At 73.4% G+C, this 14,047-nt stretch carries 11 protein-coding genes and 1 pseudogene; 5 read left to right on the top strand and 7 right to left on the bottom strand.

All coding sequences use genetic code 11. The features are described 5' to 3' along the window. Positions 1-107: 107 nt before the first annotated feature. Positions 108-668, top strand: a complete 561-nt coding sequence (locus tag AC067A_RS28855; protein ID WP_479245405.1) for a hypothetical protein — start codon at positions 108-110, stop codon at positions 666-668. An 83-nt stretch (positions 669-751) separates the two neighbouring features. Here the strand turns inward: AC067A_RS28855 and AC067A_RS28850 are convergent, their stop codons facing one another. From AC067A_RS28850 to AC067A_RS28835, 4 genes and pseudogenes are all read right to left on the bottom strand, one after another. Further along, positions 752-1,543: a thioesterase family protein gene (locus AC067A_RS28850; protein ID WP_479245462.1), complete on the bottom strand. Its 792-nt coding sequence runs from the start codon at positions 1,541-1,543 to the stop codon at positions 752-754. Between the two features lie 165 nt (positions 1,544-1,708). Next, positions 1,709-2,281 (bottom strand): antibiotic biosynthesis monooxygenase, encoded by a 573-nt coding sequence (locus AC067A_RS28845; protein ID WP_479245404.1) that lies wholly within the window; start codon positions 2,279-2,281, stop codon positions 1,709-1,711. Between the two features lie 117 nt (positions 2,282-2,398). After that, a complete protein-coding gene (locus AC067A_RS28840) occupies positions 2,399-2,740 on the bottom strand; it encodes a GNAT family N-acetyltransferase (protein ID WP_479245461.1) in 342 nt (113 codons plus the stop codon). Between the two features lie 54 nt (positions 2,741-2,794). Beyond that, positions 2,795-3,706: pseudogene (locus tag AC067A_RS28835) on the bottom strand (pirin family protein); the annotation flags it as partial. A gap of 87 nt (positions 3,707-3,793) precedes the next feature. Between AC067A_RS28835 and AC067A_RS28830 the strand changes: the two are divergent. Further along, positions 3,794-4,294, top strand: coding sequence for a carboxymuconolactone decarboxylase family protein (locus tag AC067A_RS28830; RefSeq protein WP_479245403.1), 501 nt, complete (start codon positions 3,794-3,796; stop codon positions 4,292-4,294). A gap of 48 nt (positions 4,295-4,342) precedes the next feature. Here the strand turns inward: AC067A_RS28830 and AC067A_RS28825 are convergent, their stop codons facing one another. After that, positions 4,343-5,755 (bottom strand): CBM96 family carbohydrate-binding protein, encoded by a 1,413-nt coding sequence (locus AC067A_RS28825; RefSeq protein ID WP_479245402.1) that lies wholly within the window; start codon positions 5,753-5,755, stop codon positions 4,343-4,345. Between the two features lie 75 nt (positions 5,756-5,830). Continuing rightward, entirely contained in the window at positions 5,831-6,325 is a 495-nt protein-coding gene (locus AC067A_RS28820) for an Lrp/AsnC family transcriptional regulator (protein WP_479245401.1), read from the bottom strand. Between the two features lie 158 nt (positions 6,326-6,483). Between AC067A_RS28820 and AC067A_RS28815 the strand changes: the two genes are divergently transcribed. Next, positions 6,484-7,491, top strand: coding sequence for a DMT family transporter (locus tag AC067A_RS28815; protein WP_479245400.1), 1,008 nt, complete (start codon positions 6,484-6,486; stop codon positions 7,489-7,491). Further along, a complete protein-coding gene (locus AC067A_RS28810; RefSeq protein WP_479245399.1) occupies positions 7,484-8,680 on the top strand; it encodes an amino acid aminotransferase in 1,197 nt (398 codons plus the stop codon). The genes AC067A_RS28815 and AC067A_RS28810 overlap by 8 nt, the downstream gene beginning before the upstream one ends. 278 nt (positions 8,681-8,958) lie before the next feature. On the opposite strand, the gene AC067A_RS28805 is transcribed toward AC067A_RS28810, so the two are convergent. Continuing rightward, on the bottom strand, positions 8,959-12,333 hold the full coding sequence (locus AC067A_RS28805; protein ID WP_479245398.1) for a pyruvate carboxylase: 3,375 nt from the start codon (positions 12,331-12,333) through the stop codon (positions 8,959-8,961). Positions 12,334-12,695: 362 nt separating this feature from the next. On the opposite strand from AC067A_RS28805, the gene AC067A_RS28800 reads away from it, so the two are divergent. Further along, complete coding sequence (locus AC067A_RS28800) at positions 12,696-13,886, top strand: serine hydrolase domain-containing protein (RefSeq protein ID WP_479245397.1); 1,191 nt, start codon at positions 12,696-12,698, stop codon at positions 13,884-13,886. The last annotated feature ends 161 nt before the right edge of the window (positions 13,887-14,047 follow it).

The following is a 14,047-nucleotide window of genomic DNA, read 5'->3' as shown; positions in this document are numbered from 1 at the left end:
GCCATGGCACCATGGATGTGCCAACATGGCGCCATCGATGGCGCGCAGTGGGCTCACGAGCCGAACGGCGCGCCTTCCGGGGGCATCGGGGAAGCAGGGGGACGGTCATGGGAGCAGCACGCAGCCGACAAGGGGCGCCCGGCGCCTCGGCCGCCTTCGCCCGCTTCGTGCTCTGCGGCGGCGGGGTGGGCGTGGCCTCCGGTTTCGCCGTGGGGGCGGTCGCCGCCTGGATGCCCTGGGCCGCGGCCAACGCGCTGGTCTCCGTGGTCTCCACGCTCGTCGCCACCGAGTTGCACGCGCGCTTCACCTTCGGCACCGGCGGCCGTGCCACCTGGCGCCAGCACGCGCAGTCGGCCGGAGCCGCGGCAGTGGCGTACGCGGTGACCTGCGCGGCGATGCTCGTGCTGCAGGAGCTGGTGGCGGCCCCCGGCGCGCTGCTCCAGCAGGTCGTGTACCTCTCGGCCTCCGCCCTCGCCGGTGTCGGCCGGTTCGCGGTGCTGCGCCTCGTCGTCTTCGCCCGGACCCGCTCGCGTGCGGCGGCCGCCGTCCCTGTCACCCGGACCCGCTCGCGTGCGGCGGCCGCCGTCCCCGTCGCCCGGCCCCTGCGCGCGGCCGCGGCCCTGCCCCCCGCGCCGACGGGCCCCGAGGGGCTCTGCCGGGCGGCCTGACCCTTCCTGGTGGCCCGGCCGACCGCACCCGCCGGGGACCGGTCCGGCGCGAACGGACCTGGGGCCGGTCCCGGTGGACGGGCTCAGGGGCGGGGCTGCGGGCGGACAGTGAGGATCTGTTCGGCCTGGCCGACGGGGCCGTGGACGTCGTGCAGGACACTGCTGGTGAGGCCCTGGCCCGTCGGGCCGAAGGTGACGGTGGTGTCGAGGCCGGTCCACGGGCCTTCCGGCCGGCGGTGCAGATGGATCGTCAGGTCGAGGTTCGGGAACATCCAGACGGTGGGGTCCTGTTGGACGGCGATGCCGTTCGCGGTGTCCACGAGCGCGATGTACGAGGCGAGGGGGCTGCTCGCCTCGCCCGCCACCAGATCGAGCGGCGAGGACAGCCATGCCGTCGCGCGGCCCCTGCGGGTCTGTGGGGCCCGCCGGACGTCGATGGACGACACGTACCCGCCGTGCCACTCCGCGTCCATCGCCCAGCGGGGGAGCGTCTCGGGCGCGGGCAGCGGCTCGTGCGGACTGTCGGCCACGGGCGACGAGTCCAGGGAGGCCAGCAGCCACGCCCGCGCGCGGACCACGGCCCGGCCGCCGATGGTGACGGTGGCCTCGAGGAGTTCGATGGTGCGGCCGGGGCGGACGGTCTCCACCGTGACCTCGCACTCGTCGAGGGCGATCCGGCCGAGGATGTCGTAGCTGATCCGGCCGAACACCAGACCGTCCGGCCGATCCGCCACGTGGCGGTCGAGGACGTGCGCGACGAGCCCGGCGAGCGGGCTGAAGTGCTGCTCGTCGGTGCTCCACGCCCCGCCCGCGTGTGCCGTGGGCTTGAACCGGTGCTCGCCCGTCCGCTCGTAGTAGCTCTCGCGGGCCGTCATGCCGGTGCTCACGGTGTCCGTCTCCTCGGGGTGGTGCCCGCGCCCGCGGACAGAAGGATGTATCACTCATGCATCCTAGGGAACGTGCGGGGCCGCCCACCATCCCCGCCCCCCCGGCCGCTACGAGGCCGGGCCAGGGGCATCCACCCTCCCCGCAGCCCCGTCCTACGAGGTGAGCCAGCGGCGCAGGACCCTGCTGACGGCGGGCATCGCCGCGTACGTCATGAGCACGTTGAACACACAGGCCATGACCGCGCTGCTGACCAGCAGGGGGAGCGCGGTGAGGTGCGGCGTGAGGAAGAGGCCGCCGAGCACGGAAATGGGGTAGATCGCCAGCGTCGCGCCGATCGCCATCTTCCACCGCGGCGGCGCGGGCCGCGTGGAGCCCGGCTTGGCGAACCAGGTCTCCATGCCGGTCAGGGTGCGCCGGGCGATCTCGGTGTGGTGGTGCCCGTCGCAGTCGGCGAACCAGGCCGCGCGCTCGGGCGACTCCTGCCAGGTCCGGCACGCCTCCGCGTCCCGGAAGCGGTGGACCAGGAACCAGGGGGCGTCGCCGCCGGAGGAGCGGAAGAAGCCGTACCCGAGATGGCCGGGGAAGGCGGCCGCGCTCTCCAGGATGCCCTCGGCCCACCGCTCGAAGGCCGCTTCGTGGCCGGGCTCCACCCGACGGGCTATCAGCAGCGTCACCTCGCCCGTGTCGGCGGGGACGGTGGTGTGCTCCAGGCTGACCGCGGTCACAGGAACTCCTCGTGATCACGCCGCGCCCGTCCGCACTCTACGCGTCGCACGCCGGGGGGACCAGCGGTGGCCGGGTGCGGTCGGGCGGGTCCCCCTCGGCCGGTGGGGGGCGGGGCGTCAGCGCTTCAGCCGGGTGTCGAGCCAGGTCAGCACCTCGGGGGTCACCGGGGCGGTGATGTCGGCGAACTCCTCGTGCTTCTTGAGGAACTTCGCCACGTACGGGCAGACCGGGACGATCCGCATCCCGGAGGCGCGCACGTCGGTCAGGGCCTGCTCGATCAGGACCGAGGCGAGCCCCCGGCCGGCGTAGGCGTCGTCGATCTCGGTGTGGAAGAAGACCCGCCGGTCGTCGCGGTCGCGGTACGCCGTCAGGCCTGCGCGCTGCTCGTCGACGAGGATCTCGTAGCGGTGGCGGGCGTCGACGCGACGGACGACGGGGGTGGTGGTCTGCTCGCTCATGGCGGTCCTTCCGGTACGGCTTGCGGTGTCTCCGTGCGGAGTTCGGCGGTGGGACGGGTTCTTGCGCGGGGTGATGACGGCGTTGGGCAGGGCGGGGGCGGGCAGTCGGTCGCCGGGGTGGCCGTCGACGGCGCCGAAGCGGTCGGAGGCCCGCTCCCACGCGTCCCGGGCCTCGACGATGTCCTGGTGGTCGCGGCCGACGAAGTTCCACCACATCACGATCTCCTCCTCGAACGGCGGGCCGCCGAGCAGGATCGTCCGGGCCGGGCGGTCGGACGTGTTGACCAGGGTGAGGCGGGTGCGGCCGGGGGCGGCGTAGCCGAGCGCGGCGGGGAGGAGGGAGGTGCCGTCGAGGAGGACGGCGCCCTCGTCGACGAGCAGGCCGTGCTCGAAGCCAGGGTCCACGTCCAGGGTGACGGCCGCGCCGGCGTCGACCAGGAGTTCGGCGCCGAGGAGCGGGGTGAAGGTGCGCACCGGGGAGGTCTCGCCGGCGAGCGTGCCCAGGAACACCCGGATTTCCGCCCCGTCGACCCGGAGGGGCCGGGGGGCGTGGTGCTGGAAGTCGCGCGGCGCGTGCCGGTGCTCGTCGGGGAGGGCGACCCAGAGCTGTACGCCGTGCAGCACGGTCGTGTCGGGGGTGGACACCTCCGTGTGGCTGATGCCGTGCCCGCCGGTCATGAGGTTGATCTCGCCGGGACGTACGAAGGCGTGGGTGCCCAGGCTGTCGCGGTGCTCGATCTCTCCGGCGAACAGCCAGCTGACCGTCTGCAGGCCGGTGTGCGGGTGCGGGGCGACGTCCATGCCGCCGGACTCCGCGACCCGGTCGGGGCCGTAGTGGTCGGCGAAGCACCAGGCGCCGATCAGCGTGCGGGCTCGCTGTGGCAGGGTGCGGCGTACGGTCATGGCGCGCGGTCCGCCCAGGGGAACGTCCCGGGCGGTGAGGATCTCGATCTCGGTGTCAGCCATTTCCCAGCCCCTGCGCCCTCATGTAGTTTCGTTTTCAACAAGTATGGATGATCATCGTCCCGATGACAACCGACGAAGGAGCACAGGGTGAGCGAGACGGCTGAGACCGCGACGGCGTCCGGAGCCGGCGGCCGGGTCTACCTCGACAAGCGGAGCCCCACCGCGTACCAGGCGCTGGTGAGGACCGCCGACGCCGTACGGACGACGGCGGCCGAGGCGGGCCTCGACCGGATCCTCGTCGAACTGGTCAACCTCCGCGTGTCCCAGCTCAACGGCTGCGCCTACTGCCTCGACGTGCACACCCGCGCCGCGCTGCGGGCCGGCGAGACCACCCGGCGCCTCGGCGTGCTGCCGGCCTGGCGCGACACCGAGCTCTTCACCGCCCGCGAGCGCGCGGCCCTCGCCCTCGCCGAGGCCACCACCCGTCCCGCCGACGCGCTCGCCCAGGAACGGGCGTACGACGAGGCGCGGCAGGTGCTGGACGAGGGCGAGATCTCCGCCGTGATCTGGGTGGCCATCGCCATCAACGCCTTCAACCGCGTCTCGATCCTCAGCAAGCACCCGGTGCGGGAGGCCCCCGCCTCCTGATCCCCGCCCGCTGCCCCGCCGACGCGGCGGACCGTCGCGCGGCGGCCGTCAGTGGCAGCTGCCCGAGCCGTGGTCGTCGAACGTCCTGCCCGCCTCGGGCACGAACTGCCAGTCGTAGCCGTCGGCGCGCAGGGTCAGCTTCAGGACGCCGAAGGTGTCGTCGTTGCGGGCCTCGCTGTTCGGCTGGACGGTGCCGAAGTCGTACAGGCCGGCCCCGCCGCTGCCGACGACGAACTGCCGCACGCCGCGGGCGTCGTCCTTTCGGCCGCTCGGGTCCTGCGGGGCGAAGCGCTCGTACTGGTGGTTGTGGCCGGTGAGGATGACCTCGGCGCCGTGGTCGTACAACGCCTTGACCAGCGGACCCGTCGCGGGGTCGGGGCCGTTGCGGGAACTGGAGGACCAGCGCGCCCTGTGCCAGTACGCCACCGTGCACGGCTTGTCGCTGGCCGCGAGATCGGCGCGCAGCCACTTCTCCTGAGCCGACCCGGCGGCCATGTCGATCTCGGAGTTCAGCGAGACCACGTGCCAGTTCCCGAGGTCGTACGAGTAGTAACCACGGTGCGCGGGACCGGCGTTGGCACCGAAGTAGTCGTAGTACCCGGCCGCGCCGGGGGTTTTGTAGTCGTGGTTGCCCGGGGCCGGCATCGTGCGCGCCTTGTGGCGGCCCCATGTGGGCTCGTAGTACGTGGCGAAGTCCGAGGCGGAGCCGTCGGGGTAGGCGTTGTCGCCGAGAGCGACGACCGTGCCGGAGATGTGGTCGAGCAGATCGGCGGTCGCGGAGTCCTTGGAACTCGGCGTGGCGATGTCACCCGCGCCGACCAGCACCGGCACCGGATCGGCGGGCGGCGGGAAGGCCGTGGCGGTCCTCGACGGCGTCGGCCTGGCGCCGGTCTCGATCACCAGGCGCGGCGCGGTCGCACCGGTCTCGCGCGAGTCGTAGTGGGCCCCGTCCGCGTTCGGTGACGTGACGCCGATGTCGAAGGTGCCGTCGCCCTTCACGTACGGGGTCACGTCGACCTCGTACCAGGTGCCGGGGGCGACCGCGCCCAGGGTGCCGAGGACCGGCCCGTCGACGGCGGGCCGGTCGGCGTAGGTGACGGCCGTCTCGGACCACCGGGCGCCGGGCATCGCGCGGAACGTGCCGCCGTTGACGCCCCCGGCACCGGCGGCGGCGTCGACGTGGATCCGCAGCGTCGCCCGGGTCACCGGCCCCGTGACGCCGGTGACGTCGAACCGCAACAGGGTCTCCTTCACCGGGCTGTGATCCACGTCGAGCTGTCGTGAGGTGCCGTGGTTCGTGGTGGGGTTCTCGCTGTCGACGTACGTGTCCGCGGTCGCGACGAACGAGGTGTCCGCCGCCGAGGCGGCGGGTGCGAGGCCGGTCAGGGCCGTGGCCGCCAGGGTGGCCGTGGCGAGGGTGCCGACGAGGGCCGCCTTCGGGCCCTTCCGCAGAGGCAGCATGCCGAACCTCTCGATCGGGGGCGAGGCCCGCTCGGTCCAGCTTACGACGGGGCCGCGCCGGCCTCACCCGGACCTTCAGCCGCCCGATCCGCCCGGGCGGGGGCGGGAGGGGACGCCCGGCCGCGGGTACACCCGGGACTGCTTGACGCTGCCGAAGGCGAAGCTGGACTCGATCGACGCGATGCCCGGGATGGCGTGGATCCGGGTGCGGACGAGGGCCTCGTAGGCCTCCAGGCTCTCGATGACGACCCTGAGCAGGTAGTCGCTGCTCCCGGCCATCAGGTAGCAGTCCTGGATGTGGTCGATGAGGCCGACGTGCTGCTCGAACACGTTGACCGCCTCGGCCGTGTGGCGCTCCAGGCGGATCCGCACGAAGACGGTGATCGGCAGTCCGAACGCGACCTGGTCGACGGTGGCCGTGTAGCCGCCGATCAGGCCCGCGTCCTCGAGGCGGCGCACCCGGCGCAGGCAGGGGGAGGGGGACAGCCGGATCCGGTCGGCGAGGTCCTGGTTCGACAGGCGTCCGTCCGCCTGCAACTCGTGGATGATCTGGAAGTCCACGGCGTCCATGGGCTCTCCTCGGCTGAACTTGGCAGAATCTGCCCTAACGCTATGCCTGGAGGGCATAACTGGCAATCATCTGCCCTGCCCGAAGCTCTAACGTTGCCGGTCGGGGCACCACCGGACATCGGTACCGCCCGGAGGGCTTCGAGCGGGAGGAATGGTCGGTGGCCGCAACGCGATCGATGGGGGCGAGCACAGTGGAGGCGCCCGACGGGCGGACTCCGCACGACGGGCCGGGGACGCGCCCCCCGGCCGGAGGGATCCGGGGGCTCTCCCCGCACGCCGTGGGCACGATCGCGCTGCTCCTCACCGTCTCCATCTGGGCCGCGTTCGCGCTCAGCGCCCGCGCGCTGAGCAGTTCGACGCTCCTGCCGGCGGACGCGGCGCTGCTGCGCTTCGGCGTGCCCCTGGTCATCCTGGCTCCCGCCCTGTGGCGGCGCAGGCGCCGGCTGGCGGCCGTCCGGCCCGGCCCCGCGGTCAAGATCATCTGCGGCGCAGGGGTCCCCTTCTTCCTCGCCGCCATGTACGGCGGCTCGCTGACCTCGGCCGCCTTCGTCGGGGCGATCGTCCCCGGCATGGTCCCGCTCTTCGTGTCCGGCCTCATGGTGGCCGGCGGCAAGAGCGTCCCGCGCGGCACGCAGGCGACGGGCCTCGCGCTCATCGTGGCCGGCGTCGCGGCCCTGGTGTCGCGCCACACCACCTCCCTCGACGGGGACGTCCTCCTGGGCACCGGAACGCTGCTCCTCGCGAGCGGGCTGTGGGCCCTGTACACCGTGGGCCTGCGGGAAGTGGACCTCGACCCCGTCGGATCCATCGGACTGCTCTGCCTGCCGTCCTTCGCCGTCATCACGCTGCTGACCCTGACCGGGGTCCTGCCCACCGGCCTCGCCCGGGCGGAGGGCGGCGACATCGCGCTCTTCCTCGTCGTGCAGGGCCTGGGAGTCGGCCTGTGCGCGGGACTGCTCTACGCGTTCGCGATCCGCCGGCTCGGCCCCGAGCGAAGCTCCGTCGTCGGCAGCCTCAGCCCCGTCGCCGTCGTCCTGCTCGCCATGCCCCTCCTCCACGAGACGCCCACCCTGCCCGTCGTGGTCGGCGTCCCCCTGATCACCCTCGGCGTCGCGCTCGCCAACCGGCGCCGAACCCCCCGAACCAAGGTTTCCGTCGATGCTTGAGCTCCTTCCCGCCCCGCCCGCCGACCCGCTGTGGGACCTGACGGCCGAGTACGCCGCCGACCCGCGCCCCGAGCGCCTCGACCTCGTCCTCGGCGTCTACCGCGACCACACCGGCGTCACGCCCGTCATGGCGGCGGTCAAGGAGGCCGAGATACGCCTCGCGGAACGCTCCGGCTCCAAGGAGTACCTCGGCCTGTCGGGCAACACCGCCTTCAACCACGCCATGCTCGACACCGTCCTCGGCACCGAAGCCCTCACGTCGCGGGCGACGGCCGTCCAGACCGTGGCCGGCACCGGCGCCCTGCGCCTCCTCGCCGACCTCGTACGGCAGACCCGCCCCGGCACCACGGTGTGGATCAGCGACCCGGCGTACGTCAACCACCGCCCCATCCTCGAAGGGGCCGGCCTCACCGTCCGCACGTACCGGTGGCTCGGCACCACCGGCCGCCCGGACGCCGGGGACATGCTGGAGGACCTCCGCGCGGCGGGACCCGGCGACGTCGTCCTGCTCCAGGGCTGCTGCCACAACCCCACCGGCGTCGACCCCTCCTTCGCGACATGGGAAGAGCTCGCCGGACTCGCCGCCGCCAACGGCTGGGTCCCCTTCGTCGACCTCGCCTACCACGGCCTCGGCGACGGCCTCGAAGCCGACCTCAGCCCCACCCGCATGCTGGCCGAACGCCTCCCCGAACTGCTCATCGCCGTCAGCTGCTCGAAGAACTTCGGGCTCTACCGCGACCGCACCGGCTGCGCCATCGTCCTCGGCTCCTCCACGCGCGCGCTCCGCCACGTCGAGACCGCCCTGCAGAACGCCGCCCGCACCCTCTACTCGATGCCCCCGGACCACGGCGCCGCCGTCGTCGCCACCATCCTCGACGACGAGCGCCTCAAGGCCGCCTGGCTCGCCGAACTCGACCTCATGCGCCACCGCATCACCGCCAACCGCACCGACCTCGTCGCCCACCTCACCGTCCTCGGCCACGAGCACCAGGCCCGCGCCCTCGCCCGCCAGAAGGGCATGTTCTCGATGCTTCCCCTCAGCCCCGACCGGATGCGCCACCTCCGCCACCAGTCCGCCGTCTACGGCACCACCTCGGGCCGCATCAACATCGCCGGCCTCCCCGCCCACCGCATCCCCTCCCTCGCCCACGGCATCGCCGCCGCCCTGGGGGCACGCTCCGGGGCGTGATCGAGATCGTCTTCGGGCCGACGACCTGACGCGGGTACCGTTCGCGCGTTCGCCGGTCGAGGAGCTGGTGCACAGTGTCCCGGTCCTGGCGGGGACGCGCAGGACGGTGTCGGCGCCCGTCGCCGGGTGCCGAGAAGACCTTCCGCCGTGCGCGCCCGCGACGGCCACGATTTCGTCACCGCTTGATCCGAGCCGGGCCGGCGAGCCCCGGAACACGAGGTTCCGAGGCCGCCGGGGTCCGTGGCCGGGACGGCCGCCGTCCCGCGACCGCCGCGGACTCACGCGATCTCGACGAGGAGGTCGCCGCCTTCCACCTGCTGGATCCTCGAGATGGCCAGGCGGACCACCCGCCCGCTCCGCGTGGCGGTGATCGACGCCTCCATCTTCATCGCCTCGATGGTGGCCACCGTCGCACCGGCCTCGACCTCGTCGCCCTCGGCGACGGCCGGCGTGACGACGCCCGCGAACGGCGCGGCGACGTGCCCCGGGTTCGACCTGTCGGCCTTCTCGGTCACCGGGAGGTCGGCGGCGGCCGCGTCGTCGCGGACCTGGATCGGCCGCAGTTGGCCGTTCAGGGTGGACAGGACGGTGCGCATGCCGCGTTCGTCGGCCTCGCCGACGGCCTCCAGCTCGATGAGCAGCCGCACGCCGGGCCCGAAGTCGACGCTGTACTCCTTCCCGGGGCGCAGCCCGTAGAAGAAGTCCTTGCTGTCGAGCACGCTGGTGTCGCCGTACGCGTGCCGGTGTGCCTCGAACGCCTTGGTCGGGCCGGGGAAGAGAAGGCGGTTCAGCGTGGCGCGCCGGTCCTCGGCGAGGCCGGCACGGTCCTCCGCGGTCAGGTCGCGCGGGGGCTTGGGGGCGGGGCGCCCCGCCAGGGCCTTGGTGCGGAACGGTTCCGGCCAGCCGCCGGGCGGAGTGCCCAGCTCGCCGTGCAGGAAACCGATGACCGAGTCGGGGATGTCGAAGCGGTCCGGTGCCGCCTCGAAGTCCTCGGGCGCGACGCCGGCGCCGACGAGGTGCAGCGCGAGGTCGCCCACCACCTTGGAGGAGGGCGTGACCTTCACGAGCCGGCCCAGCATCCGGTCCGCGGCGGCGTACGTCGACTCGACGTCCTCGAAACGGTCGCCGAGGCCCAGCGCGACGGCCTGCGTGCGCAGGTTGGACAGCTGTCCGCCGGGGATCTCGTGGTGGTACACGCGCCCCGTCGGCGAGTCGAGGCCCGCCTCGAAGGGGGCGTAGATCTTCCGGACGCTCTCCCAGTACGGCTCCAGGTCGCCCACCGCCTGGAGGTCCAGCCCGGTGGGCCGCTCGGAGTGGTCGGTCGCGGCGACGATCGCCGACAGCGACGGCTGGGAGGTGGTGCCCGCCATGGAGGCGACCGCGCCGTCCACGGCGTCCGCACCGGCCTGGATCGCCGCGAGGTACGTGGCGAGCTGGCCGCCCGCCGTGTCGTGGGTGTGGAGGTGGACCGGCAGCTCGAACTCCCGGCGCAGCGCCGAGACCAGCCTGGCCGCGGCGGGCGCGCGCAGCAGGCCGGCCATGTCCTTGACCGCGAGCACGTGCGCCCCGGCGGCGACGATCTCCTCGGCGAGCCGCAGGTAGTAGTCGAGGGTGTAGAGCCGCTCCGCGGGGTCGGAGAGGTCGGCGGTGTAGCAGAGCGCGACCTCGGCGATCGCCGTCCCCGTCTCCCGTACGGCGTCGATGGCGGGCCGCATCCGCTCGACGTCGTTCAGCGCGTCGAAGATCCGGAAGATGTCGATGCCGGTGGCGGCGGCCTCCTGCACGAAGGCGTCCGTCACCTCGGTCGGGTAGGGGGTGTACCCGACGGTGTTGCGGCCGCGCAGCAGCATCTGCAGGCAGATGTTGGGGACCGCCTCGCGCAGGGCGGCCAGCCGCTCCCACGGGTCCTCGGCGAGGAAGCGCAGCGCGACGTCGTAGGTGGCGCCGCCCCAGCATTCGAGGGACAGCAGCTGCGGCAGGGTGTGCGCCACCGCCGGGGCGACGGCGAGCAGGTCCTTCGTCCGCACCCGGGTCGCCAGGAGCGACTGGTGGGCGTCGCGGAAGGTGGTGTCGGTGACGCCCAGGGTGGGCGCGTCGCGCAGGCTCCGCGCGAAGCCCTCCGGACCGAGCGAGGCCAGCCGCTGCCGGGATCCGGCCCGCGGCTCTCCGTCGGGCAGCCGGGGCAGCTTCGTGGCCGGGGCGATCAGTTCGGGCCGGGGGCCGTGCGGCTTGTTGACGGTGACGTCGGCGAGGTAGGTGAGCAGCTTCGTGCCGCGGTCGGCCGAGTGGCGCGCGGTGAGCAGGTGCGGCCGCCGCTCGATGAACGCCGTCGTGACGCGGCCCGCCTGGAAGTCCGGGTCGTCGAGCACGGCCTGGAGGAAGGGGATGTTCGTGGACACGCCGCGGATGCGGAACTCGGCCACCGCGCGACGGGCCCGGCCGACGGCGGTCCCGAAGTCCCGGCCCCGGCAGGTCAGCTTGACCAGCATCGAGTCGAAGTGGGCGCTGACCTCCGTGCCCGCGTGGGTGGTGCCGCCGTCGAGCCGGATGCCCGAGCCGCCGGGGGAGCGGTACGCGCTGATCATGCCGGTGTCCGGGCGGAAGCCGTTGGCCGGATCCTCCGTGGTGATCCGGCACTGCAGGGCGGCACCGTGCAGGACGACGGACTCCTGGGTGAGCCCGAGGTCGGACAGGGTCTCGCCGGCGGCGATGCGCAGCTGCGACTGCACCAGGTCGATGTCGGTGACCTCCTCGGTCACCGTGTGCTCGACCTGGATGCGCGGGTTCATCTCGATGAAGACGTGGTTGCCGTCGGGGTCGAGGAGGAACTCCACGGTGCCCGCGTTGCGGTAGCCGATCCGGCGGGCGAACCGCACGGCGTCGTCACAGATGCGCTGTCGCACCGCCGGGTCGAGGTTCGGGGCGGGTGCGAGCTCGACGACCTTCTGGTGGCGGCGCTGGAGCGAGCAGTCGCGCTCGAACAGGTGGATGACGTTGCCCTCGCCGTCGGCGAGGATCTGCACCTCGATGTGCCGGGGCTCGACGACGGCCTTCTCCAGGAACACGGTCGCGTCGCCGAAGGCGGACTCCGCCTCGCGGGCCGCCGCCTCGATGGACTCCCGCAGCGCCGCCGGGTCCTCGACCCGCCGCATGCCCCGGCCGCCGCCACCGGCGACGGCCTTGACGAACACCGGGAACCCGATCTCCTCTGCCGCCGCCACCAGCTCGTCCACGTCCGTGGACGGCGCTGAGGAACCGAGTACGGGCACGCCCGCCTCGCGGGCGGCGGCCACGGCGCGCGCCTTGTTCCCGGTCAGCTCCAGGGTCTGCGCGGAGGGACCCACGAAGGTGATGCCCGCCTCCTCGCACGCGCGCGCGAGCTCCGGGTTCTCCGACAGGAACCCGTAACCCGGATAGACGGCGTCGGCACCCGCCAGACGGGCCGCCCGGATGACCTCCTCCACGGAGAGGTACGCCCGCACCGGATGGCCGGGCTCACCGATCTCGTACGCCTCGTCGGCCTTGAGCCGGTGCAGAGAGTTGCGGTCCTCGTGCGGGAACACGGCCACGGTGCGCGCCCCCAGTTCGTAGCCGGCGCGGAACGCCCGAATCGCGATCTCCCCGCGGTTCGCTACCAGCACCTTGCGGAACATCCTGATCCCTTCAGCCTGCCGGTGACGAGCCCTACGGGGGCGCCGTACGTCCCTGTGTGCGCACCGCCCCGAGGGAGGCACCCACCCGCGTCGCGCCCGGCTCGTCCCGGCAACGCCAAGGGCAGCGCCACGGCCTTCTGAAGGTCCCACGACAGTGACATGACTCATCGCCACCACGCGGTGCGCACAGGACACGAAGCGACCGCCCGGCGGAGCGCGGGCCCGTGGGGACCACCACCCGGCACACGGTCCTGGGCCGGATGGCGTACCGGGCGGGCGGGGCCCGACGCCCCGTCCGATGCTGAGGCGGACCCCCTGCACCGGGTGTTCCTCCCGCCCGCCCTCACCGTGAAGGAGTCTCCGTGTCGGCACGCCCCGAAGTCCGCTCCCGCCCGCGCGCACGTCTGCGTCCGTCCGTCGCAGGCCTGGTCGCGTCCGTGGCGCTCGCCGCCCTGGTCCAGCCCGCACAGGCCGCGGGCACGCCGCCGCACCCGGACAAGGCCCTGCGCAAGGAGCTGGACGACCTGGTCCGCACCGCGGGCGGGCCCCCCGGCGTGATCGTGCTGCTGCGGCGGGGCGACCGGACGACGGTCTACCGGGCCGGCGTCGCCGACACGACGACCGGCCGACCGCCGCACGTGACCGACCACATGCGGATCGCGAGCGTCGCCAAGGCCTTCAGCGGCGCCGTCGCCCTGCGCCTGGTGGACCGGCACGAGCTGAGCCTCGACGACACCATCGGCGGCCGCCTGCCGTCCCTGCCCGCCGCATGGCACCAGGTGACGCTCCGCCAGCTGCTCGACCACACCAGCGGGCTGCCCGACTACTCCAGGGCCCCGGCCTTCATCGCCGTCCTCCAGCAGGACCCCCGACACCACTTCGACTCCCGCCGACTGCTCGACTTCATCGCCGACAAGGACCTCGACTTCGCGCCGGGATCGAAGTACGCGTACTCGAACTCCGACAACATCGCCGTCGCCCTGATGGCCGAGGCGGCCACGGGACGGCCGTACGAGCGCCTCCTCGACCACCTCGTGTACCGGCCCCTCGACCTGCGGCAGACCAGCCTGCCCCAGGGGTACCGGCTGCCGCGTCCGTACCTGCACGGCTACGACGTGACTCCGCCCGCCCCGCCGGAGGACGTGAGCGAGCTCATCGGCGCCTCGGGCGTGTGGGCCTCCGGCGGCATCGTCTCCACGCCGAAGGACCTCAACCGCTTCATCCGCGCCTGGGCCGGCGGACACGACTTCCTGTCGAAGGAGACCCGCCACCAGCAGCGGACCTTCATCCCCGGCGCCGCATCCGAGCCCGCCGGCCCCGGCGTCAACTCCGGCGGGCTCGCGATCTTCCGCTATCGGACGCGGTGCGGCACGGTCTACGGGCACACCGGCAACACCCCCGGCTACACCCAGTTCGCGGCCGCCACCGCCGACGGTCGGCGTTCCCTCACCTTCTCGATCAACACCCAGACCAGCAAGACCGTCAAGCCGGAGCTGCTGGCCAAGGTGCGGGCCGTGCAGGAGGACTTCGTCTGCGCCCTGCTGAAGCACTGACCACGAGGGGCCCGGCGCCCCCCGGGCCCCTCGGCCGCCGCCGAGGCGGAGGGCGTCGGGCGGCGCTTCCGGCGGCTGGGCGAGGGCCGGAGCCCCGGTCTCCGCCGGCGCGCGCCCGCGTACACCGGTGGCGTTCGTCCGATGGCAGGTCGGAAAGCGGC

Source organism: Streptomyces sp. NPDC043176 (genome assembly GCF_056436715.1).
This window is presented reverse-complemented; position numbering and strand designations above follow the sequence as displayed.

What these genes read in the sequence shown, in the direction of transcription:
- AC067A_RS28825 (WP_479245402.1), bottom strand. Translation starts at nt 5,755, where the DNA reads ATGCTGCCTCTGCGGAAGGGCCCGAAGGCGGCCCTCGTCGGCACCCTC.
- AC067A_RS28855 (WP_479245405.1), top strand. Translation starts at nt 108, where the DNA reads ATGGGAGCAGCACGCAGCCGACAAGGGGCGCCCGGCGCCTCGGCCGCC.
- AC067A_RS28840 (WP_479245461.1), bottom strand. Translation starts at nt 2,740, where the DNA reads ATGAGCGAGCAGACCACCACCCCCGTCGTCCGTCGCGTCGACGCCCGC.
- AC067A_RS28850 (WP_479245462.1), bottom strand. Translation starts at nt 1,543, where the DNA reads ATGACGGCCCGCGAGAGCTACTACGAGCGGACGGGCGAGCACCGGTTC.
- AC067A_RS28820 (WP_479245401.1), bottom strand. Translation starts at nt 6,325, where the DNA reads ATGGACGCCGTGGACTTCCAGATCATCCACGAGTTGCAGGCGGACGGA.
- AC067A_RS28810 (WP_479245399.1), top strand. Translation starts at nt 7,484, where the DNA reads ATGCTTGAGCTCCTTCCCGCCCCGCCCGCCGACCCGCTGTGGGACCTG.
- AC067A_RS28805 (WP_479245398.1), bottom strand. Translation starts at nt 12,333, where the DNA reads ATGTTCCGCAAGGTGCTGGTAGCGAACCGCGGGGAGATCGCGATTCGG.